This window comes from Streptomyces sp. NPDC086766 (genome assembly GCF_044746005.1).
Lineage (GTDB): Bacteria > Actinomycetota > Actinomycetes > Streptomycetales > Streptomycetaceae > Streptomyces.
The window spans coordinates 270,590-286,540 of record NZ_JBIVBI010000003.1 but is presented as its reverse complement, the minus strand read 5'-3'; the positions used below and the strand labels follow the sequence as shown (position 1 = coordinate 286,540).

General features: G+C 73.7%; 16 protein-coding genes. 11 read left to right on the top strand and 5 right to left on the bottom strand.

The genetic code is table 11. The features are described from left to right. Nucleotides 1-24 precede the first annotated feature (24 nt). Nucleotides 25-1,422: a DUF6421 family protein gene (locus ACIPM1_RS07135; protein WP_402430063.1), complete on the bottom strand. Its 1,398-nt coding sequence runs from the start codon at nucleotides 1,420-1,422 to the stop codon at nucleotides 25-27. A 484-nt stretch (nucleotides 1,423-1,906) separates the two neighbouring features. Between ACIPM1_RS07135 and ACIPM1_RS07130 the strand changes: the two genes are divergently transcribed. Beyond that, on the top strand, nucleotides 1,907-2,590 hold the full coding sequence (locus ACIPM1_RS07130) for a glycerophosphodiester phosphodiesterase family protein (protein ID WP_356180022.1): 684 nt from the start codon (nucleotides 1,907-1,909) through the stop codon (nucleotides 2,588-2,590). Here the strand turns inward: ACIPM1_RS07130 and ACIPM1_RS07125 are convergent. Continuing rightward, nucleotides 2,580-3,158 carry a GNAT family N-acetyltransferase gene (locus tag ACIPM1_RS07125; protein WP_402430060.1) on the bottom strand — a complete coding sequence of 193 codons (579 nt, stop codon included), beginning with the start codon at nucleotides 3,156-3,158 and terminating at the stop codon, nucleotides 2,580-2,582. The two genes, ACIPM1_RS07130 and ACIPM1_RS07125, sit on opposite strands and share 11 nt — an antisense overlap. A gap of 71 nt (nucleotides 3,159-3,229) precedes the next feature. Here ACIPM1_RS07125 and ACIPM1_RS07120 point away from each other — a divergent pair, with 71 nt between their 5' ends. Both ACIPM1_RS07120 and ACIPM1_RS07115 read left to right on the top strand, forming a co-directional pair. Then, the gene (locus ACIPM1_RS07120) at nucleotides 3,230-3,622 is read left to right on the top strand and encodes a VOC family protein (RefSeq protein ID WP_402430057.1); all 393 of its coding nucleotides are present in this window, start codon (nucleotides 3,230-3,232) and stop codon (nucleotides 3,620-3,622) included. A 260-nt stretch (nucleotides 3,623-3,882) separates the two neighbouring features. Next, a complete protein-coding gene (locus tag ACIPM1_RS07115) occupies nucleotides 3,883-4,668 on the top strand; it encodes a VOC family protein (protein ID WP_402430053.1) in 786 nt (261 codons plus the stop codon). A 72-nt stretch (nucleotides 4,669-4,740) separates the two neighbouring features. Here ACIPM1_RS07115 and ACIPM1_RS07110 read toward each other — a convergent pair whose 3' ends face one another. Together ACIPM1_RS07110 and ACIPM1_RS07105 are read right to left on the bottom strand one after the other, a co-directional pair. Continuing rightward, nucleotides 4,741-5,322 (bottom strand): MarR family winged helix-turn-helix transcriptional regulator, encoded by a 582-nt coding sequence (locus ACIPM1_RS07110; protein ID WP_402430050.1) that lies wholly within the window; start codon nucleotides 5,320-5,322, stop codon nucleotides 4,741-4,743. Then, nucleotides 5,319-6,998, bottom strand: coding sequence for an FUSC family protein (locus ACIPM1_RS07105; protein ID WP_402430047.1), 1,680 nt, complete (start codon nucleotides 6,996-6,998; stop codon nucleotides 5,319-5,321). The genes ACIPM1_RS07110 and ACIPM1_RS07105 overlap by 4 nt, the downstream gene beginning before the upstream one ends. Before the next feature lie 187 nt (nucleotides 6,999-7,185). On the opposite strand from ACIPM1_RS07105, the gene ACIPM1_RS07100 reads away from it, so the two are divergent. The 7 genes from ACIPM1_RS07100 to ACIPM1_RS07070 all read left to right on the top strand — a co-directional run bounded on the left by ACIPM1_RS07100 (nucleotide 7,186) and on the right by ACIPM1_RS07070 (nucleotide 14,191). Then, entirely contained in the window at nucleotides 7,186-7,737 is a 552-nt protein-coding gene (locus ACIPM1_RS07100; protein WP_402430044.1) for a DUF5134 domain-containing protein, read from the top strand. A gap of 128 nt (nucleotides 7,738-7,865) precedes the next feature. Beyond that, nucleotides 7,866-8,801, top strand: a complete 936-nt coding sequence (locus ACIPM1_RS07095; RefSeq protein WP_402430041.1) for a M56 family metallopeptidase — start codon at nucleotides 7,866-7,868, stop codon at nucleotides 8,799-8,801. Between the two features lie 97 nt (nucleotides 8,802-8,898). Next, nucleotides 8,899-9,600 carry a phosphatase PAP2 family protein gene (locus tag ACIPM1_RS07090; RefSeq protein WP_402430038.1) on the top strand — a complete coding sequence of 234 codons (702 nt, stop codon included), beginning with the start codon at nucleotides 8,899-8,901 and terminating at the stop codon, nucleotides 9,598-9,600. A 9-nt stretch (nucleotides 9,601-9,609) separates the two neighbouring features. Further along, nucleotides 9,610-10,308, top strand: coding sequence for an HAD family hydrolase (locus ACIPM1_RS07085; RefSeq protein WP_402430035.1), 699 nt, complete (start codon nucleotides 9,610-9,612; stop codon nucleotides 10,306-10,308). Between the two features lie 197 nt (nucleotides 10,309-10,505). Further along, the gene (locus ACIPM1_RS07080; protein WP_402430032.1) at nucleotides 10,506-11,207 is read left to right on the top strand and encodes a TetR/AcrR family transcriptional regulator; all 702 of its coding nucleotides are present in this window, start codon (nucleotides 10,506-10,508) and stop codon (nucleotides 11,205-11,207) included. Between the two features lie 131 nt (nucleotides 11,208-11,338). Beyond that, nucleotides 11,339-12,691, top strand: a complete 1,353-nt coding sequence (locus ACIPM1_RS07075; RefSeq protein WP_402430029.1) for an FAD-dependent oxidoreductase — start codon at nucleotides 11,339-11,341, stop codon at nucleotides 12,689-12,691. 144 nt (nucleotides 12,692-12,835) lie between these two features. Next, the gene (locus tag ACIPM1_RS07070) at nucleotides 12,836-14,191 is read left to right on the top strand and encodes a nucleobase:cation symporter-2 family protein (RefSeq protein WP_402430026.1); all 1,356 of its coding nucleotides are present in this window, start codon (nucleotides 12,836-12,838) and stop codon (nucleotides 14,189-14,191) included. On the opposite strand, the gene ACIPM1_RS07065 is transcribed toward ACIPM1_RS07070, so the two are convergent. Then, the gene (locus ACIPM1_RS07065) at nucleotides 14,144-14,503 is read right to left on the bottom strand and encodes a helix-turn-helix transcriptional regulator (RefSeq protein WP_356180061.1); all 360 of its coding nucleotides are present in this window, start codon (nucleotides 14,501-14,503) and stop codon (nucleotides 14,144-14,146) included. The genes ACIPM1_RS07070 and ACIPM1_RS07065 overlap by 48 nt on opposite strands. Nucleotides 14,504-14,652: 149 nt before the next feature. Here ACIPM1_RS07065 and ACIPM1_RS07060 point away from each other — a divergent pair, with 149 nt between their 5' ends. Further along, nucleotides 14,653-15,732, top strand: coding sequence for an NADH:flavin oxidoreductase/NADH oxidase (locus ACIPM1_RS07060; RefSeq protein ID WP_402430022.1), 1,080 nt, complete (start codon nucleotides 14,653-14,655; stop codon nucleotides 15,730-15,732). The last annotated feature ends 219 nt before the right edge of the window (nucleotides 15,733-15,951 follow it).

Sequence of the window (15,951 nt, the reverse complement as noted above, 5' to 3'; positions counted from 1 at the left end):
CCCGGGCAGTCTGGGCGCGGTCGCTCACGCGGCGATCCGCTCGGCGCCGTCCGCCGTGATGCCCTTGGTGGAGGCGATCACGTTCTTGAGCTTCTTGGACAGGGCCTCGTAGAACATGCTCAGCGGAAACTCGTCCGGAAGCACGTCGTCGACGAGCTTGCGCGGCGGCTGCGACAGGTCGAGGGCGTCGGCGCCCTTGGCCCACTTCGAGCCCGGGTGCGGGGCGAGGTAGCCGGCGACCAGGTCGTAGCCCGCGAACCAGTGCACCAGCTTCGGGCGGTCGATGCCGTCGCGGTAGAGGTTCTCGATCTCGGCGCAGAGCTGGTTGGTGACCTGCGGGGCGCGCTGCCAGTCGATGAACAGCTTGTTGTCCGTCCAGCGCACGACGTCGTGCTTGTGCAGGTAGGCGAAGAGCAGCTGGCCGCCGAGGCCGTCGTAGTTGCGCACGCGCTCGCCGGTGACCGGGAAGCGGAACATGCGGTCGAACAGCACCGCGTACTGCACGTCACGGGCCTGCGGGACGCCGTCGGCCTCCAGCTTCACGGCCTCCTTGAAGGCGGTGAGGTCGCAGCGCAGCTCCTCCAGGCCGTACATCCAGAACGGCTGGCGCTGCTTGATCATGAAGGGGTCGAACGGCAGGTCGCCGTGGCTGTGGGTGCGGTCGTGGACCATGTCCCAGAGCACGAAGGCCTCTTCGCAGCGCTTCTGGTCGTGCACCATGGCGGCGATGTCCTCGGGCAGCTCCAGCCCCAGGATGTCGACGGCGGCGGCGGTCACCCGGCGGAAGCGGGCGGCCTCGCGGTCGCAGAAGATGCCGCCCCAGGAGAACCGCTCCGGCGCCTCGCGCACGGCGATCGTCTCGGGGAAGAGGACGGCGGAGTTGGTGTCGTACCCGGCCGTGAAGTCCTCGAAGGTGATGCCGCAGAACAGCGGGTTGTCGTACCGGGTGCGCTCCAGCTCGGCCAGCCAGTCCGGCCAGACCATGCGCAGCACGACCGCCTCGAGGTTGCGGTCCGGGTTGCCGTTCTGCGTGTACATCGGGAAGACCACGAGGTGCTGGAGGCCGTCCTCGCGGTGGCCGGCGGGCTGGAAGGCCAGCAGCGAGTCGAGGAAGTCCGGTACCTCGAAGCCCCCGTCGGCCCAGCGGCGCAGGTCCTTGACCAGGGCCTCGTGGTAGGCAGCGTCATGCGGAAGCAGCGGGGCCAGCTCCTCGACGGCCCGGACCACGCGGCGCACGGCGCCCTCGGCGTCCGCGCGCTCCGGTGCGCCCTCGGCCTCGAAGTCGATCGAGCCGTCCTTCGACTGCCATGGCCGGATCTGCTCCACGGCATCCTTGAGCACGGGCCACGCCGGGTGCCCCACCACCCTGGTCGCGGAAGGAACCTGCCCCTCCGAACCCGACTGCACAAGAATTTCCGTCATGTCCCATCCTCCACAGGAGAACCTCGCGTAAGGAGACCGTATACATACGAGCTTTCTCCCAGCAAGGGGGACCTCGGGAAATTATTCTGTGTGCACCCTCCGTCACCGCTCATTTTCCTGCCGGACGCCCGTACGGGCCCACCTACCCTAGTCCGTCCGGGTGATGCGTCCCGCCGCGCGTGATCTGATGCATTTCGGCCATACCCAAGCCGGGTCGGCTGCGGATGGCCGTCGCGGCGGTGGCGTCGGCGACGGCCCGTCGGGCCGCGGTCGGGGTGTCGGTCAACCCCGCGGGGACTCGCCCACTCCCGGGTGACCACCTCACCCGTGGCGGCCGGGCATTCCCCCGCCCGTCACCCCACTGCCCCGCGTACGCGGGGGTCCATCGCCGGTCGGGGCCGTTAGGCTGCGGCACTGCCGCGTGGAGGACGTCCGTCCGGTCCGCGTGCGCGCCGAGCCGCCGTCGACGGAAGCGAGTTGAACCTTGAACTTCCTTACCATCGGTCACCGCGGAGTCATGGGTGTCGAGCCCGAGAACACCCTCCGTTCCTTCGTCGCCGCCCAGGAGGCCGGCCTCGACGCCATCGAACTCGATCTGCATCTGAGCAAGGACGGCGCGCTCGTCGTCATGCACGACGCGGAGGTCGACCGCACGACCGACGGAACCGGTCCGATCGCCGACAAGACGCTCGACGAGCTGCGCTCCCTGGACGCCGGCCGCGGGGAGCGGATCCCGGTCTTCGAGGAGGTCCTGGAGGCCGTGCGGGCACCGCTGCAGGCCGAGATCAAGGACGTGGCCGCGGCGCGGGCACTCGCCGAGGTCATGCACCGCCACGACCTGGTGTCCCGGGTCGAGGTCTCCTCGTTCCACGACGAGGCGATCGCCGAGATCTCCCGCCTGGTGCCCGGCGTACGCACCGCGCTCATCGCCAGCCGCTACGGCGCCGACGTCGTGGAGCGCGCCACTGCGGCCGGCGCCGCCACCGTCTGCCTCAACATCCGGCGGCTCACCCTGGAGGTCGTCGAGCAGGCGCGCAAGGCCGACCTGAGGATCATCGGCTGGGTCGTGAACACCCTGGACCACCTGCGGCTCGTCCGCGCCCTGGAGCTGGACGGGGCGACCACCGACTACCCGGAGATCAAGCGCACCGGCCGCTTCACGGCCTGAGGCCCCGGGCGTGCCCGCCGGGCACGTCCTGGCCGAGTTCCTTGACCAGCAGCTCGAACTGGAGGTCGTCGCGCTGCGGGATGCCGAAGCGCTCGTCGCCGTACGGGAACGGGGTCATGATTCCCGTACGGCGGTAGCCGCGGCGCTCGTACCAGCCGATCAGGTCCTCGCGCACGGAGATCACGGTCATGTGCATCTCCCGCGCGTCCCAGGTGAGGCGGGCCTGCCGCTCCGCCTCCGCGAGGATCACCTTGCCGAGGCCCGCGCCCTGGAGCTCCGGGCTGACGGCGAACATGCCGAAGTACGCGTGGGCGCCGCGGCGCTCGAGCTGGCAGCACGCGACCACGCGGCCGTCCCGCTCGACCGTCAGCAGCCGGCTGTCGGGCGACTTGACGACCGCGAGCACACCCTCCGGGTCGGTGCGCTGCCCCTGGAGGATGTCCGCCTCGGTGGTCCAGCCGGCCCGGCTGGCGTCCCCGCGGTACGCCGACTCGATCAGCGCCACCAGGGTGTCGACGTCGGCATCGGTGGCATCGCGGAAGGTGAGTCCGGTGACGGCGGTGTCCATGGGGTGCCTTTCGGTTTTCCGGGCGCGGCTCAGCGGTGACGAGCGTAACCCTGCCGCTAGGGTGCGGGTGCATGGTGCACGTACTCAGCAGCCGGATCCTGCTCCGCCCCACGGACCCCGAGCGCTCCCGCGCCTTCTACGGCGAGCAGCTCGGCCTCGCCGTCTACCGCGAGTTCGGCACGGGCGCGGAGCGCGGCACCGTCTACTTCCTCGGCGGTGGCTTCCTGGAGGTGTCGGGGCGCTCCGACACCCCGCCGTCCCCGGCCGCGCGGCTGTGGCTCCAGGTCGCGGACGTGGCCGCGGCCCACGACGAGCTGCGGGCTCGCGGCGTGCCGATCGTGCGTCCGCCGGTGCGGGAGCCGTGGGGACTGGTCGAGATGTGGATCGAGGACCCGGACGGCACGCCCGTCGTGCTGGTCGAGGTGCCGTCCGACCATCCGATGCGGTACCGGCCGGGTATCTGACGCGCAGCTCGCGACAGGACGCGCAGGCGGTTCCCGGCGGGGGCGCGAGGCGCGGCTCGCGCCGGGGCGATGGGAATCGTCCCCGGGTCCGGACGCGGTCTCACGACGGCTCCGGCACAATCCGCGCGGGCCTCCGGCATCGGTTCCGGCACCGTCCGCGCGGGCCTCCGGCTCGGTTCCGGGCACGTACGGCTCCGGCTGGCCGCGGTCGGTGACCAGGGCTAGCGTGCTGAGGGGAGCGGCCTTTCCGGAGGAGTGCCATGAAGTTCGACAAGCCGGTGATCGGCGGGCCCTGCTGGGCGGAGCTGGGTACCAGCGATCTGGAGGCGGCCAAGCGGTTCTACACGGCGGTGTTCGGCTGGCGCACCCAGACCGCCCTGCGCGCGGAGGCGGGCGGCTACACCATGGCGCGTCTCGGGAACTCGCTGGTGGCCGCCATCATCCCGCGGTACCAGGAGTCGCAGCCGGTGGCGTGGAACGTCTCGTTCGCCGTGGCGGACGCCGACGAGGTGGCGAACAAGGTGGTGGACGCCGGCGGCACGGTGATCCAGGGGCCGGTGGACGTGTACGACGAGGGCCGCTTCGTGGTCGCGCTGGACACGTGCGGCGCCGCCTTCCAGATGTGGCAGGCGCGGGACTTCAGCGGTGCCGAGGTGTTCAACGAACCCGGTTCGCTGGGCTGGGTGGAGCTCGTGACCCGCAACGCGGAGCGGGCGCGGAGCTTCTACACGACCGTGTTCGGCTGGAGCGTCAACGCCTCGGAGTGGTACACGCAGTGGGGCCTGCACGGCGGGGAGTTCGGCGGCGTACGGGCCCTGGGCGACCGCATCCCGGCCGACGTGCCGCCGCACTGGCTGCCGTACTTCGCGGTCGAGGATGTGGACGCGACGACGGAGATCGCGCAGCGGGAGGGCGCCAAGGCCCTGCTGGAGCCGACGGCCGAGGAGGACGGCCCGCGCATCGCGCTGCTGCGGGACCCGCAGGGCGCGGCCTTCGGCATCTACCAGGCCCGGGAGGAGACCGGGGCGGGCCGGGACGGGGACTGACGCGGACGCCCCGGCGCGATGGGCCGGGGCCCCGGCCCACACCCGGCAGTGCGAAGGACGAGCCGCACCGGCTCAGCCCCGACCCGCGCCCGGGCGGCCCTCCAGCCGCCCCAGCAGGTCCCCCAGGAGACCGGCGAGCTCGTCGCGCTCTCCGGTCTCCAGCCCGGCCAGGACGGCTCTCTCGTAGGCGAGCTGCTCGGGCAGGACGCCGTCGACGAGTTCCCGTCCGGTGTCGGTGAGGCGGAGGTGGGCGACGCGCCGGTCGCGGGTGTCGCCGCGGCGCTCCACCAGGCCCCGCTCGGTCAGCTGCTTGAGGCGCTTGGTGACGGCGGCCCCCGAGGAGAACGTCTCCCGGGCCAGTTCGCTGGGGGTGAGCTCGTCCCCGGTGCGGCGGAGCGCTCCCAGCAGGTCGAACTCGGGCCGGCTCAGCCCGACCCGGCGCAACGGCGCGTCCTCGGCCTGCTGGAGCAGGGCGGCGCAGCGGTTGATCCGGCCGATGATCTCCATGGGGGCGGTGTCCAGGTCGGGATGGACAGCCCGCCACTGCCGCACGACGGCGGCCACGGTGTCGCCCCGCACCCCGCCGACGGTGGCTCCGCCCCGCTCTCCTCCGCCCCGCGGGTCGTCCGTCGGCCGTCCGTCGTTCCCCGTCATGGCCGTACGTCCTCCGTCGTCATGTCCGTGCCCGCCCGGGTGTGCAGGCCCTGGCGTCGTGCCGTCGCGGCGAGCGTACGGTGTCCGGACTGCTCGGTGAGCACGACCCGCTCGTGCGGCAGGGCGCGCTGCCACCACTCGCCGGACGCGGCGTCGACGGTGGCGCGCAGTTCCACCAGCGTGGCGGCCAGGCCCCGGCGGGCGGACTCCAGCGCGGCGGGCGCGGGACGCGCTTCGGCGAGCAGGCGGGCGGCCTGTTCGCGGGCCCGGTCGACGGCCGTCAGCGCGTGCTCGACACGGTCGCCGGCCCGCCGGTTGGTGACGGCGACGGCGGCCGCGAAGCCGGCCAGGGCGCCGACGAGGGTGTCCAGGGCCCGCTGGGTGATCAGTTCGCCGGGCTGCTGGTAGCCCGCGAACTCGGTGATGAGCAGCGCCATCGGGGTCACGCAGACGCTGCCGAGCCAGTAGTTGCGGCCGATGAGGGCCTCGGCGCCGAAGTTGAGCGCGAGGCAGCACAGGACCAGGGCCGCCGCGCCGAGGTGCGCGAGCGGGGCGATCGCGGCGAAGGCGAGGACGCCGACGAGGTTGCCGACGACGCGCTGGACGCCCCGGCTCCAGGTGAGGGTGATGTTGGCCTGGTAGAGGGAGGCGGCGGTGACCAGGGCCCAGTAGGGGCGGCCGACACCGAGGGCGAGGGAGACGTACCCCGCGAGCGCGCAGCCGAGGGCGGTGCGGACGGCGATCGGGGCGAGCGGGCGGAGCCGGCTCCACCACGGCCGGTGCGGGGCGCCGGCCTCGGCGTCGACACCGAGCAGCTCGTCGGCGCCGGCCCGCGACTCGGCGGCCCGGGGAATCGGGCCGCGGCCGCACAGCTGACGGGCCCAGACGCGCAACCGCTCGGGTTCCGTGTCCGCGGGGGCGGAGAGCGCGACCTCGGCGCGTACCAGGAGCCGTCCGAGCGCGTGCCGGGGCGTGGCACGGGCGCCGGTGGACAGCAGCGTCTGCCAGGCGGCCTGGACGGCGGCGGCCGCGGTGGCACGGGCCCGGGCATGGCCCGCACCGGTGCCGCGCGTGGCGGCGTAGGCGGCCGCCGCGTGGAGGGCGTTCGCGGTGGCGCGGCGCTCGGGCCCGTGCGGGCGCAGGAGTCCGGGCGCCATGCCGACCAGCCAGGCCCAGGCGCCCGCAACGAGGGCCAGTGCCAGATGGCCGGGCACCTGGCCGAGGGTCTGCGGAACGAACAGCGAGGCGGAACTGATGAAGGTGAGGACGACGTTGCCGGGCGGCCCGATGCGGGTCGCGTCGCACACCACCTTCTGTACGGCGGCCAGGACGGCGCCGACGGTGACCAGGACGACCGCGTCGTCGGTGAGCGAGGCGGTGAGCAGGCAGAGGGCGAGGCCGCCGACCATCCCGAGCACGACCTGCGCCAGGGCCCGGGCACGGGCCGCGTAGGGGCGGTTGTGGGCGTACAGGGCGCAGAGCGATCCGGCCATCGTGTACATGGCCAGGTCGAGCCGGCCGAGGGCGAGCAGGATCAGGTTGGGGGGTGCGACCGAGGCGACCACGCTCAGCGCGGGCTTGAACCAGATGTCGGAGGGACGGCCGAGGCGCAGCACGCCGGTGAGCGGCAGCCGCCGGGCGCGCGGGGTCGAGGGGGTGGGGGTCGCACTGCTCATGCCCACAAGCTTAACAGGTGTTTTACTTGTAAATCACCTCGCTGTACGCGCGTGACCTGCCGCACTCCCCTCGGGTGCCCCCCGTGTACACCCTTGCGCTCGCGTGCGCGCCGCATGGCCCGGGCATCTCTCGACCGACCGGCCGGACGCCACGCGGCGAACCGGCGGCACGAACGGGGAGGTGGGCGTGCACGGACCGGCTTCGCCCGGCTGGCTGCTGTTCGCGCTGTGCGCGGCGAGCGGGGCGTACTGCCTGCTGCGGACGCGCAGCGCCGTCGAGGAGCAGCGCCGTGCCGCGGGCGGCGAGGCGCTGATGGGCTTCGGCATGGCCGCCATGGCCGTGCCCACGGCGGTGCTCACACCGCCCGCGTGGACCTGGCCCGCCTACGCGGTGGTGTTCGCCGGGGCCGCGCTGCGCGCCCTGTGGGCCGCCCGGACCAGTCCGCACCATCTGCACCACCTGGTCGGCACGCTGGCCATGGTCTACATGGCCGTCGTGATGGCCGCCCCGCCCGGCGGCCACCACCCCGCGCACGGCGGGTCCGGCCTCCCCCTGGTCACGGGCGCGCTGCTGCTGTACTTCGCGGGATACGTGCTGGTGTCGGGCGTGCGGCTCGTCCCCGCCGGGCCCGTCGCCCGGGGCGGCGCCGCCGTCGGGTGGGGGGACCGGCCGGAACTGGCGCGGGCGTGCCGGCTGTCGATGGGCATCGCCATGGTGACGATGCTGCTGACCCTGTGAGACCGCTCCGAGACCGGTCGACGGGCCGGGTGAGACCGCTCCGAGACCGGTCGACGGGGCCGTGGTCTGTGTCACTTCGCCGCGGGGAGACGTACCCGTGGGCGACGGGACACTCATAAGGTGCTCGCATGATGGTCCCCGCGGTGCTGTTGCTGCTCGGCGCACTGACCGCCGTCGCCGCTCCCCGGCTGCTGGGGCGCGCCGACTGGACGGACCGTGAACCGGTGCTCGCGCTGTGGGCGTGGCAGTGCATGGTGGCCTCCGTGCTCCTGTGCTGCGCGCTGTCCATGACACTCAGCGCGGCGGCCGCCTGGCAGGGGTTGCGCGGCCATGTGTTCGGCACCGCTCCGCGTGCGGTGGTGGAGGCCTACGCGTTCGGCACGACCGGCCCGTGGGCGGCGACGACCGCGGTGGCGCTCGCCTGCGGCGGGCTGTGGAGCGCGGCCATGCTGGTCCGCGAGGTCGTACGGGCCCGGGCGCGGCGCCGGCTGCGCAGGGTCGAACTCCTCGTGCGCGCGCCGAGGTTGCCCGGCGAGGAGCCCGGGGGCGAGCGGCTCGTGGTGCTGGAGAGCGAGCGGCCCGACGCCTGGTGGCTGCGGGGGGCACCGCCCCGGCTCGTGGTGACCACGGCCGCCCTGCGCCGCCTCAAGGGGCGGCAGCTGGACGCCGTATTGGCGCACGAGCAGGGGCACGCGCAGGCGCGCCACGACTGGCTGCTGCACTGCTCGGCCGCGCTGGCGGACGGGTTTCCGCGGGTGCCGGTGTTCGCCGCGTTCCGCGACGAGATGCACCGCCTGGTCGAACTCTCCGCCGACGACATGGCCTCGCGCCGCTTCGGCCGGCTGACCACCGCGCTCGCGCTGGTCGAACTCAACGAGGACCGGGGTGTGTTCGGCCCCTGCCCCACCCCGCAGGCGCACGTCCCGCAGCGCGTACACCGGCTGCTCACTCCCCCGGACCGACTCACGGCGGCCCGCCGGCTGCGGCTGACCGCGGCGGCGTCGCTGGTGCCGGTGATTCCGGTGCTGGTGGCGCTGGTACCGGGCCTGAGGGCGCTCGGCTGACACCGCGGGGCGCCGGCGCCGGAAGCCCGGACGGAGAAGTGCGGGACGAGGGCCGGGCCGCGCGTTTCCCGCTCGCCCCAGCGGCGAGGATCGCATCATGCAGCCCACGCCTGTCGACTCCCCGCCCCGCATGACGCGCCGCGGTGCCGCGGGCCGCGTCACGGCGGCCCTCGGTCTGTGCTCGGCGCTGCTGCTGGCCCTGGTCGCGATCCGCTGGCACCCGCTGACGGCCGTCGACGGGAGCGTCGCCCGTACCACCCATTACTGGGCGGTGCAGGAACGCGGCCTCACGCACATCTTCCGCATCCTCACGGACTGGGTGTGGGACCCGCTGACGATGCGCCTGCTGGGCGCGGCGGTCGCGGTATGGCTGGCCTGGCGCCGCTCGGCGTGGCGGACGGCCCTGTGGCTGGCCGCCGCCGGCGCTCTGGCCGCGCTGGTGCAGCAGGGCCTGAAGTCCGCGGTGGGCCGCCCCCGCCCGCGCTGGCCGGATCCGGTCGACTCCGCCCACTACGCGGCCTTCCCGTCCGGTCACGCGATGACCGCGACGGTGGTCTGCGGCCTGCTCCTGTGGCTGCTCCACCGCTTCGGCGCAGGGTGCGCCCCGCGTCGCGCCGCGTGGGCCGTGGCCTCGGTCTCGGTCGTGGGCGTGGGCCTGACCCGGGTCTGGCTGGGGGTCCACTGGCTCTCGGACGTGGTGGGCGGCTGGCTGCTGGGCGCGACGGTGGTGGCCGCGGCGGTGACCGCGTACGACCGCTCATGGCCCGAACTCGCCCGTCACGGCCCACGCGGCTCCTAGGATCGCCCCATGGCCGCCGTCCTCTTCGACTTCTCCGGGACCCTCTTCCGCGCGGAGTCCACCGAGTCCTGGCTGCGCGCCGTGCTGGAGGAGACCGGACTTCCGCTGGAAGAGGGGGAGTTGCTCGGGCTGGCGCGGGCGCTGGACGAGGCCGGGGCGCTGCCGGGCGGGGACCCGCCGGCGCGGCTGCCCGAGGAGGCCGCGGACACGTGGGAGCTCCGGGACAGCAGTCCGGAGCTGCACCGGGCCGCCTACACCGCCCTCTCCCGCCAAGTGGCGCTGCCCGACCCGGCGTTGCACGCCGCGCTGTACGACCGGCACATGACGCCGGACGCGTGGGCCCCGTACCCGGACGCGGCCGAGGTGCTGCGCGCGCTGCGCGGGCGCGGGATCGGCGTGGGTGTGGTCAGCAACATCGGCTGGGACCTGCGCCCGGTGTTCCGGGCGCACGGCCTGGACGCCTACGTCGACGCGTACGTCCTGTCGTACGAGCACGGCGCCCGGAAGCCGGACCCGCGGCTGTTCGCGACCGCGTGCGCGGCGCTCGGCGCGGCGCCCCGGGACGTGCTGATGGTCGGCGACAACCGGCGCGCGGACGGCGGTGCGGCGGCCCTCGGGTGCGCGGTGCACTTCGTGGACCCTCTGCCGGTGACCGAGCGGCCGGACGCGCTGCGGCCGGTGCTCGACCTGGTGGGCCGGGCCGCCTGAGCCGGGGCGGCCGGGCGCCGGGCCGGCGGCCGAAAAAGTAGCCTCAGGCGACCATCCGGGCGAAAGAACGCCCGCCTCGGACGATCCCCCGCGTCGCCCGAGGCGGGACGGCAGCACGAACGCACCCCCGCGAGGGGTTCGGTCCTGCTCCTGTTGAGTATAGTTGGCTGGCAGCCAGTCAACGCAGGAGTTACAGCATGTCCCCGCGCAGCGCCTCGGTCAATGAAGAGTTGCGGCGGCGTTCCCGGGAGCGGCTCCTGCAGGCGGCCGTGGAACTGGTGAACGATCGCGGGTACGACGCGACGACGCTCGGCGACATCGCGGACCGGGCCGGGTCGGCGCGGGGCCTGGTGTCGTACTACTTCCCCGGCAAGCGCCAGCTCGTGCAGTCCGCGGTCCACCGGCTGATGCACCGCACGCTGGAGGAGGCGCTGGAGCGCCGGCCGCACACCGAGGACGGCCGGGAGCGGCTGGCCCGGGCCATCGACGCGATCCTGGGCCTGGCCCGCGACCGGCCGGTGCTGATGCGCCAGCACATGGCGGGGATGCTGCAGGCCGAGGGCTTCGTCCAGTGCCCCGAGCAGCAGCGCCTGTCGCAGTTGCTGCGGGACACCGTCGTCCGGCGGGGCTCGTGCGACGTCGACGCCGACTATCCGTTGCTGCGCGCCCTGCTGATGGGGTCGGTGTACGCGGCCCTGATGCCGGGGGCGCCGATGCCGGTGCCGGCGCTGCGGGCGGAACTGTTCGAGCGCTACCGGCTCGACTGGAAGATGGGCTTCCCGGAGGACGCCGAGGCGCCCGGTGACAGCTGCTCGACCGATATCTCCCGCTTCTTCGCCACGGACGCCGCACACGTCACGGAGGCCGCGGACCGGCGGCCGGCCGGCCGGGCCGAGTAACGCGCTCCCCCCGGATCGGGTGCGCGACACGCGGACGCCCCGGTGCGGGCACCCTCCCGAGGCGGGCCGGTCGGTGCCATGCTGGTGCCATCAGCGATCTCCTGCGATCCGCCGGGGTAAGGAGTTCCGCCGTGCTGCGTGTCGCCGTCGTCGGCTCGGGGCCGAGCGGGTGCTACACCGCCCAGGGCCTCGTCGATCAGGACCCTTCCGTGTGCGTCGACGTCCTCGACCGGCTGCCGTGCCCGTACGGGCTGGTCCGCTACGGCGTGGCGCCCGACCACGAGAAGATCAAGTCCCTGCAGAACAACCTGCGCGCGGTCCTGGAGCACGAGCGGGTCCGGTTCCTCGGCGGGGTCCGGGTCGGCGGCCCCGGCGGGCTGCCCGCCGCCCGGCTGCGGGAGCTGTACCACGCGGTGGTGTACTGCGTGGGCGCCGCGACCGACCGCCACCTCGGGATCCCGGGCGAGGAACTGCCGGGCAGCTGGTCGGCGACCGAGTTCGTGTCCTGGTACAGCGCCCACCCCGACGCCGTGGACGACGGTTTCCTGCACGGGGTGCGCACCGCGGTCGTGGTCGGTGTGGGCAACGTGGCCGTGGACGTCACCCGCATCCTGGCCCGCGGCCCGGCGGAGCTGACCGGGACCGACATGCCGCAGGCGGCGCTCAGCGCGCTGACCGCGAGCCGGGTGACCGAGATCCACATGGTGGGCCGGCGAGGACCGTCGCAGGCCCGCTTCACCACCAAGGAGCTGCGCGAACTGGGCGCGCTGCCGGACACCGAGGTCCTCGTCGATCCCGCGGAGCTGGCGCCGGACCCGGCGTACGCGGACCCGTCGGCGCTGCCCGCCGCCCAGCGCCGCAACGTGGAGGTGCTGCGCGGCTGGGCGGCCGCGCCACCGCGGGAGGCCGCCCGCCGGATCCGGCTGCGCTTCCACCTCCGCCCCGTCCGGCTGCTCGCCGTGGACGGCCGGGTGGGCGCGGTGCGGTTCGAGCGGACGGCCCCGGACGGCCGCGGCGGCGTGACGGGGACCGGGCGGTACGAGGACGTCGAGGCGCAGCTCGTGCTGCGGTCGGTGGGCTATCGCGGGGTGCCCCTGGAGGGGCTGCCCTTCGACGCGGAGAGCGGCACGGTGCCGCACGCGCGGGGGCGCGTGCTGCTCGACGGGGCGATCGCGCCGGGCGAGTACGTGGCCGGCTGGATCAAGCGCGGCCCGACCGGTGTCATCGGCACCAACCGCCCGTGCGCCAAGGAGACGGTGGCCTCGCTGCTCGCCGACGCGCCCGCGCTCGTACGCGGGCAGCTTCCCCCGGACCCCCCGGACCCCCTTCCGGCGCTGCGGGCCGCGGGGGTCGAGCCGGTCCGGTGGGCCGGATGGCAGGCCATCGAGCGGGCCGAGGCGGCGCTCGGCGCCTCGCTGGGGCGCGGTGTGGTCAAGCTGCCGGACTGGGAGTCCCTGCTCACGGCGGCGCGCACGGCGATGTGATCGAACCCGGGCTCCGGTGAGGTCGACCGGCTTCGAATGGGCATGACACAGACCGGCAACACTCCGGAAATCAACAAACTGTTCAAGCGTCTTACGGTCTCGTGCTGTTCGAGTCCTCCCGCCCACCGCCGCCCAGGAGCGCCCATGGCCACGACCGCACCCGTGCATCCCGTAGACGAGGTACCGCCCCTACGGCAGCTGGCCGCCTTCGGGTTGCAGCACGTGCTCGCGATGTACGCGGGTGCGGTGGCCGTGCCACTGATCGTGGGCGGCGCCATGAAGCTGTCGCCCGCCGACCTGGCGTATCTGATCACCGCCGACCTGATGGTGTGCGGCGTGGCCACGCTGATCCAGTGCATAGGCGTCTGGCGCTTCGGCGTCCGGCTGCCGATCATGCAGGGCTGCACCTTCGCGGCCGTGTCGCCGATGGTGCTCATCGGGACCACGGGGGGCGGGCTGCCCGCCGTCTACGGGTCGGTGATCGTCGCCGGGCTCGCGATCATGCTGCTGGCGCCGGTGTTCGGCAGGCTGCTGCGGTACTTCCCGCCGCTGGTCACCGGCACGGTGATCCTGATCATCGGGGTCTCACTGCTGCCGGTGGCGGGCAACTGGGCGGCCGGAGGCGTCGGCTCGAAGGACTTCGGCGCACCGCGGAACCTGGCTCTGGCGGCCTTCGTTCTGGCGGTGGTGCTGGGCGTGCAGCGGTTCGCGCCGGCGTTCCTGAGCCGGGTCGCGGTGCTGATCGGCATCGCCGTGGGCCTCGCGGTCGCGGTGCCGTTCGGGTTCACCGACTTCGGCGGGGTCCGGGACGCCGACTGGGTGGGGATCAGCACGCCGTTCCACTTCGGTACGCCCGCCTTCCACGCGTCGGCGATCGTGTCGATGCTGGTCGTGGCGCTGGTGACGATGACGGAGACGACCGGCGACCTCATCGCGGTCGGTGAGCTGACCGGACGGAAGGTCCAGCCGCGCGCGCTCGCCGACGGGCTGCGGGCCGACGGCCTGTCCACCGTCCTCGGCGGCGTCTTCAACACCTTCCCCTACACGGCGTACGCGCAGAACGTGGGCCTGGTCGGGATGACCCGGGTGCGCAGCCGCTGGGTGGTCGCGGCCGCCGGCGGCATTCTGGTCCTGCTCGGACTGCTGCCGAAGCTGGGCGCGGTGGTGGCGGCGATCCCGGCTCCGGTGCTGGGCGGTGCGGGCCTGGTGATGTTCGGGACGGTCGCGGCGAGCGGTGTGCGGACCCTGGGGCAGGTCGACTTCAAGGGCGGCAACAACCTGACCGTGGTGGCCGTGTCGGTGGCGGTCGGGGTGCTTCCGGTGGGCGTGCCGACGGTCTACGCGAAGTTCCCGGACTGGTTCCAGACGGTGATGAACAGCGGGATCAGCGCGGGCTGCCTGACGGCGATCGTGCTCAACCTGCTCTTCAACCACCTCCCCTCACAGGGCGGTTCACCCGCCGCCGAGGCGGAGGGCCTGCCGGTCGGCAGCGGCGAGTAGGCAGTCGAGCAGGCCCGGGAAGAGGTCGTCGAGGTCGTCCCGGCGCAGGCCGTTGAGCTTGGCCGTGCCCCGGTAGACCTGCCGCACCACTCCGCTCTCGCGCAGTACCCGGAAGTGGTGCGTGGTCGTGGACTTGGTCACCGGCAGGACGAACTGCGAACAGGAGAGCTCGTCGCCGTCGGCGGCGAGCTCCCGCACGATCTGCAGCCGCAGCGGATCGGACAGCGCGTGCAGCACGGCTTCGAGCCGGATCTCCTCGCGGGCGGGGTGCGGAAGGTCCCGGCTGCCGGCGCCGGGGGCGGAGAGGGTCACGTCGGCTCCACTTCGTACGAGGGCCCCATCCTACGAGAACCATCGTAGTTTGACATCTGCCGTACTACGAGGACTATCGTACGAGTCGGCCCCAGGTTCCGCGAGGACCCGTGACGGCCCGTGACGCCCCGTGACGAATGGAGTCCGCCGTGAGTGCGCTCTTCGAGCCCTACACCCTGCGCGAAGTGACGATTCCCAACCGGATCTGGATGCCCCCGATGTGCCAGTACTCCGCGGCCCCGGAGGGCCCGTCGGTCGGCGCCCCCGCCGACTGGCACTTCGCCCACTACGCGGCACGGGCCGCCGGCGGCACGGGTCTGATCATCGTCGAGGCCACCGCGGTGTCGCCCGAGGGCCGGATCTCCCCGTACGACCTCGGCATCTGGAACGACACCCAGGCCGAGGCATTCCGCAGGATCACCGGCTTTCTGCGGAGCCAGGGCACGGTGCCCGGGATCCAGCTCGCGCACAGCGGCCGCAAGGCGTCGACCGACCGCACGTGGACGGGCGGCGCGCCGGTGGGGCCCGAGGCGCACGGCTGGCAGCCGGTCGCGCCGAGCCCCGTCGCCTTCGACGACCGGCACCCGGTGCCCTCCGAGCTGACCGTCGAGGAGATCCAGCGGATCGTGGCCCGGTTCGCCGACGCGGCCCGCCGGGCCCTCGCCGCCGGTTTCGAGGTCGCCGAGATCCACGGCGCCCACGGCTATCTGATCAACGAGTTCCTCTCCCCGCACTCCAACCACCGCACCGACGCCTACGGCGGCTCCTACGAGAACCGCGTCCGCTTCGCGCTCGAGGTCGTCGACGCCGTCCGGGCGGTGTGGCCGCAGGACAAGCCGCTGTTCTTCCGGATCTCCGCCACGGACTGGCTGGAGGACGGGGGCTGGACGGCCGACGACACGGTGCGCTTCGCCGCCGAGTTGCACGCCCACGGCGTCGACCTGCTCGACGTCTCCACCGGCGGCAACGCCTCCTCGGTGCGCATCCGGACGGGGCCGGGCTACCAGGTGCCGTTCGCGGCGCGGGTGAAGGCCGAGACGCCGATGCCGGTCGCTGCCGTCGGGCTCATCACCGACGCCGAGCAGGCGGAGAAGATCGTCGCCAACGGCGAGGCGGACGCGGTCCTCCTCGGCCGCGAACTGCTCCGCACCCCGACCTGGGCCCAGCACGCCGCCCGCGAACTGGGCGGCTCGGTCCACGTGCCGGAGCAGTACCACCGGTCCGTTTGAGGAGGGTGAGGCGGGGGCTGCCCGGCCGTTCGCCGACGGGCGGCTTGAGTCACTGTCAGCCCGCTGCGGACGCAGACTGGCTGGCTGCGGCGGCGGCCCCGACGTCCTACGTACCCCCGCCGCCGTCTGTTGGTCCGGCTGTCCCCCGGAGGCGGCCGAAGCGGAACGGCCGCCGGGCTGCATCGGCGCCCCCCCAAAGTCCCACGCCTGCCGCCGGCC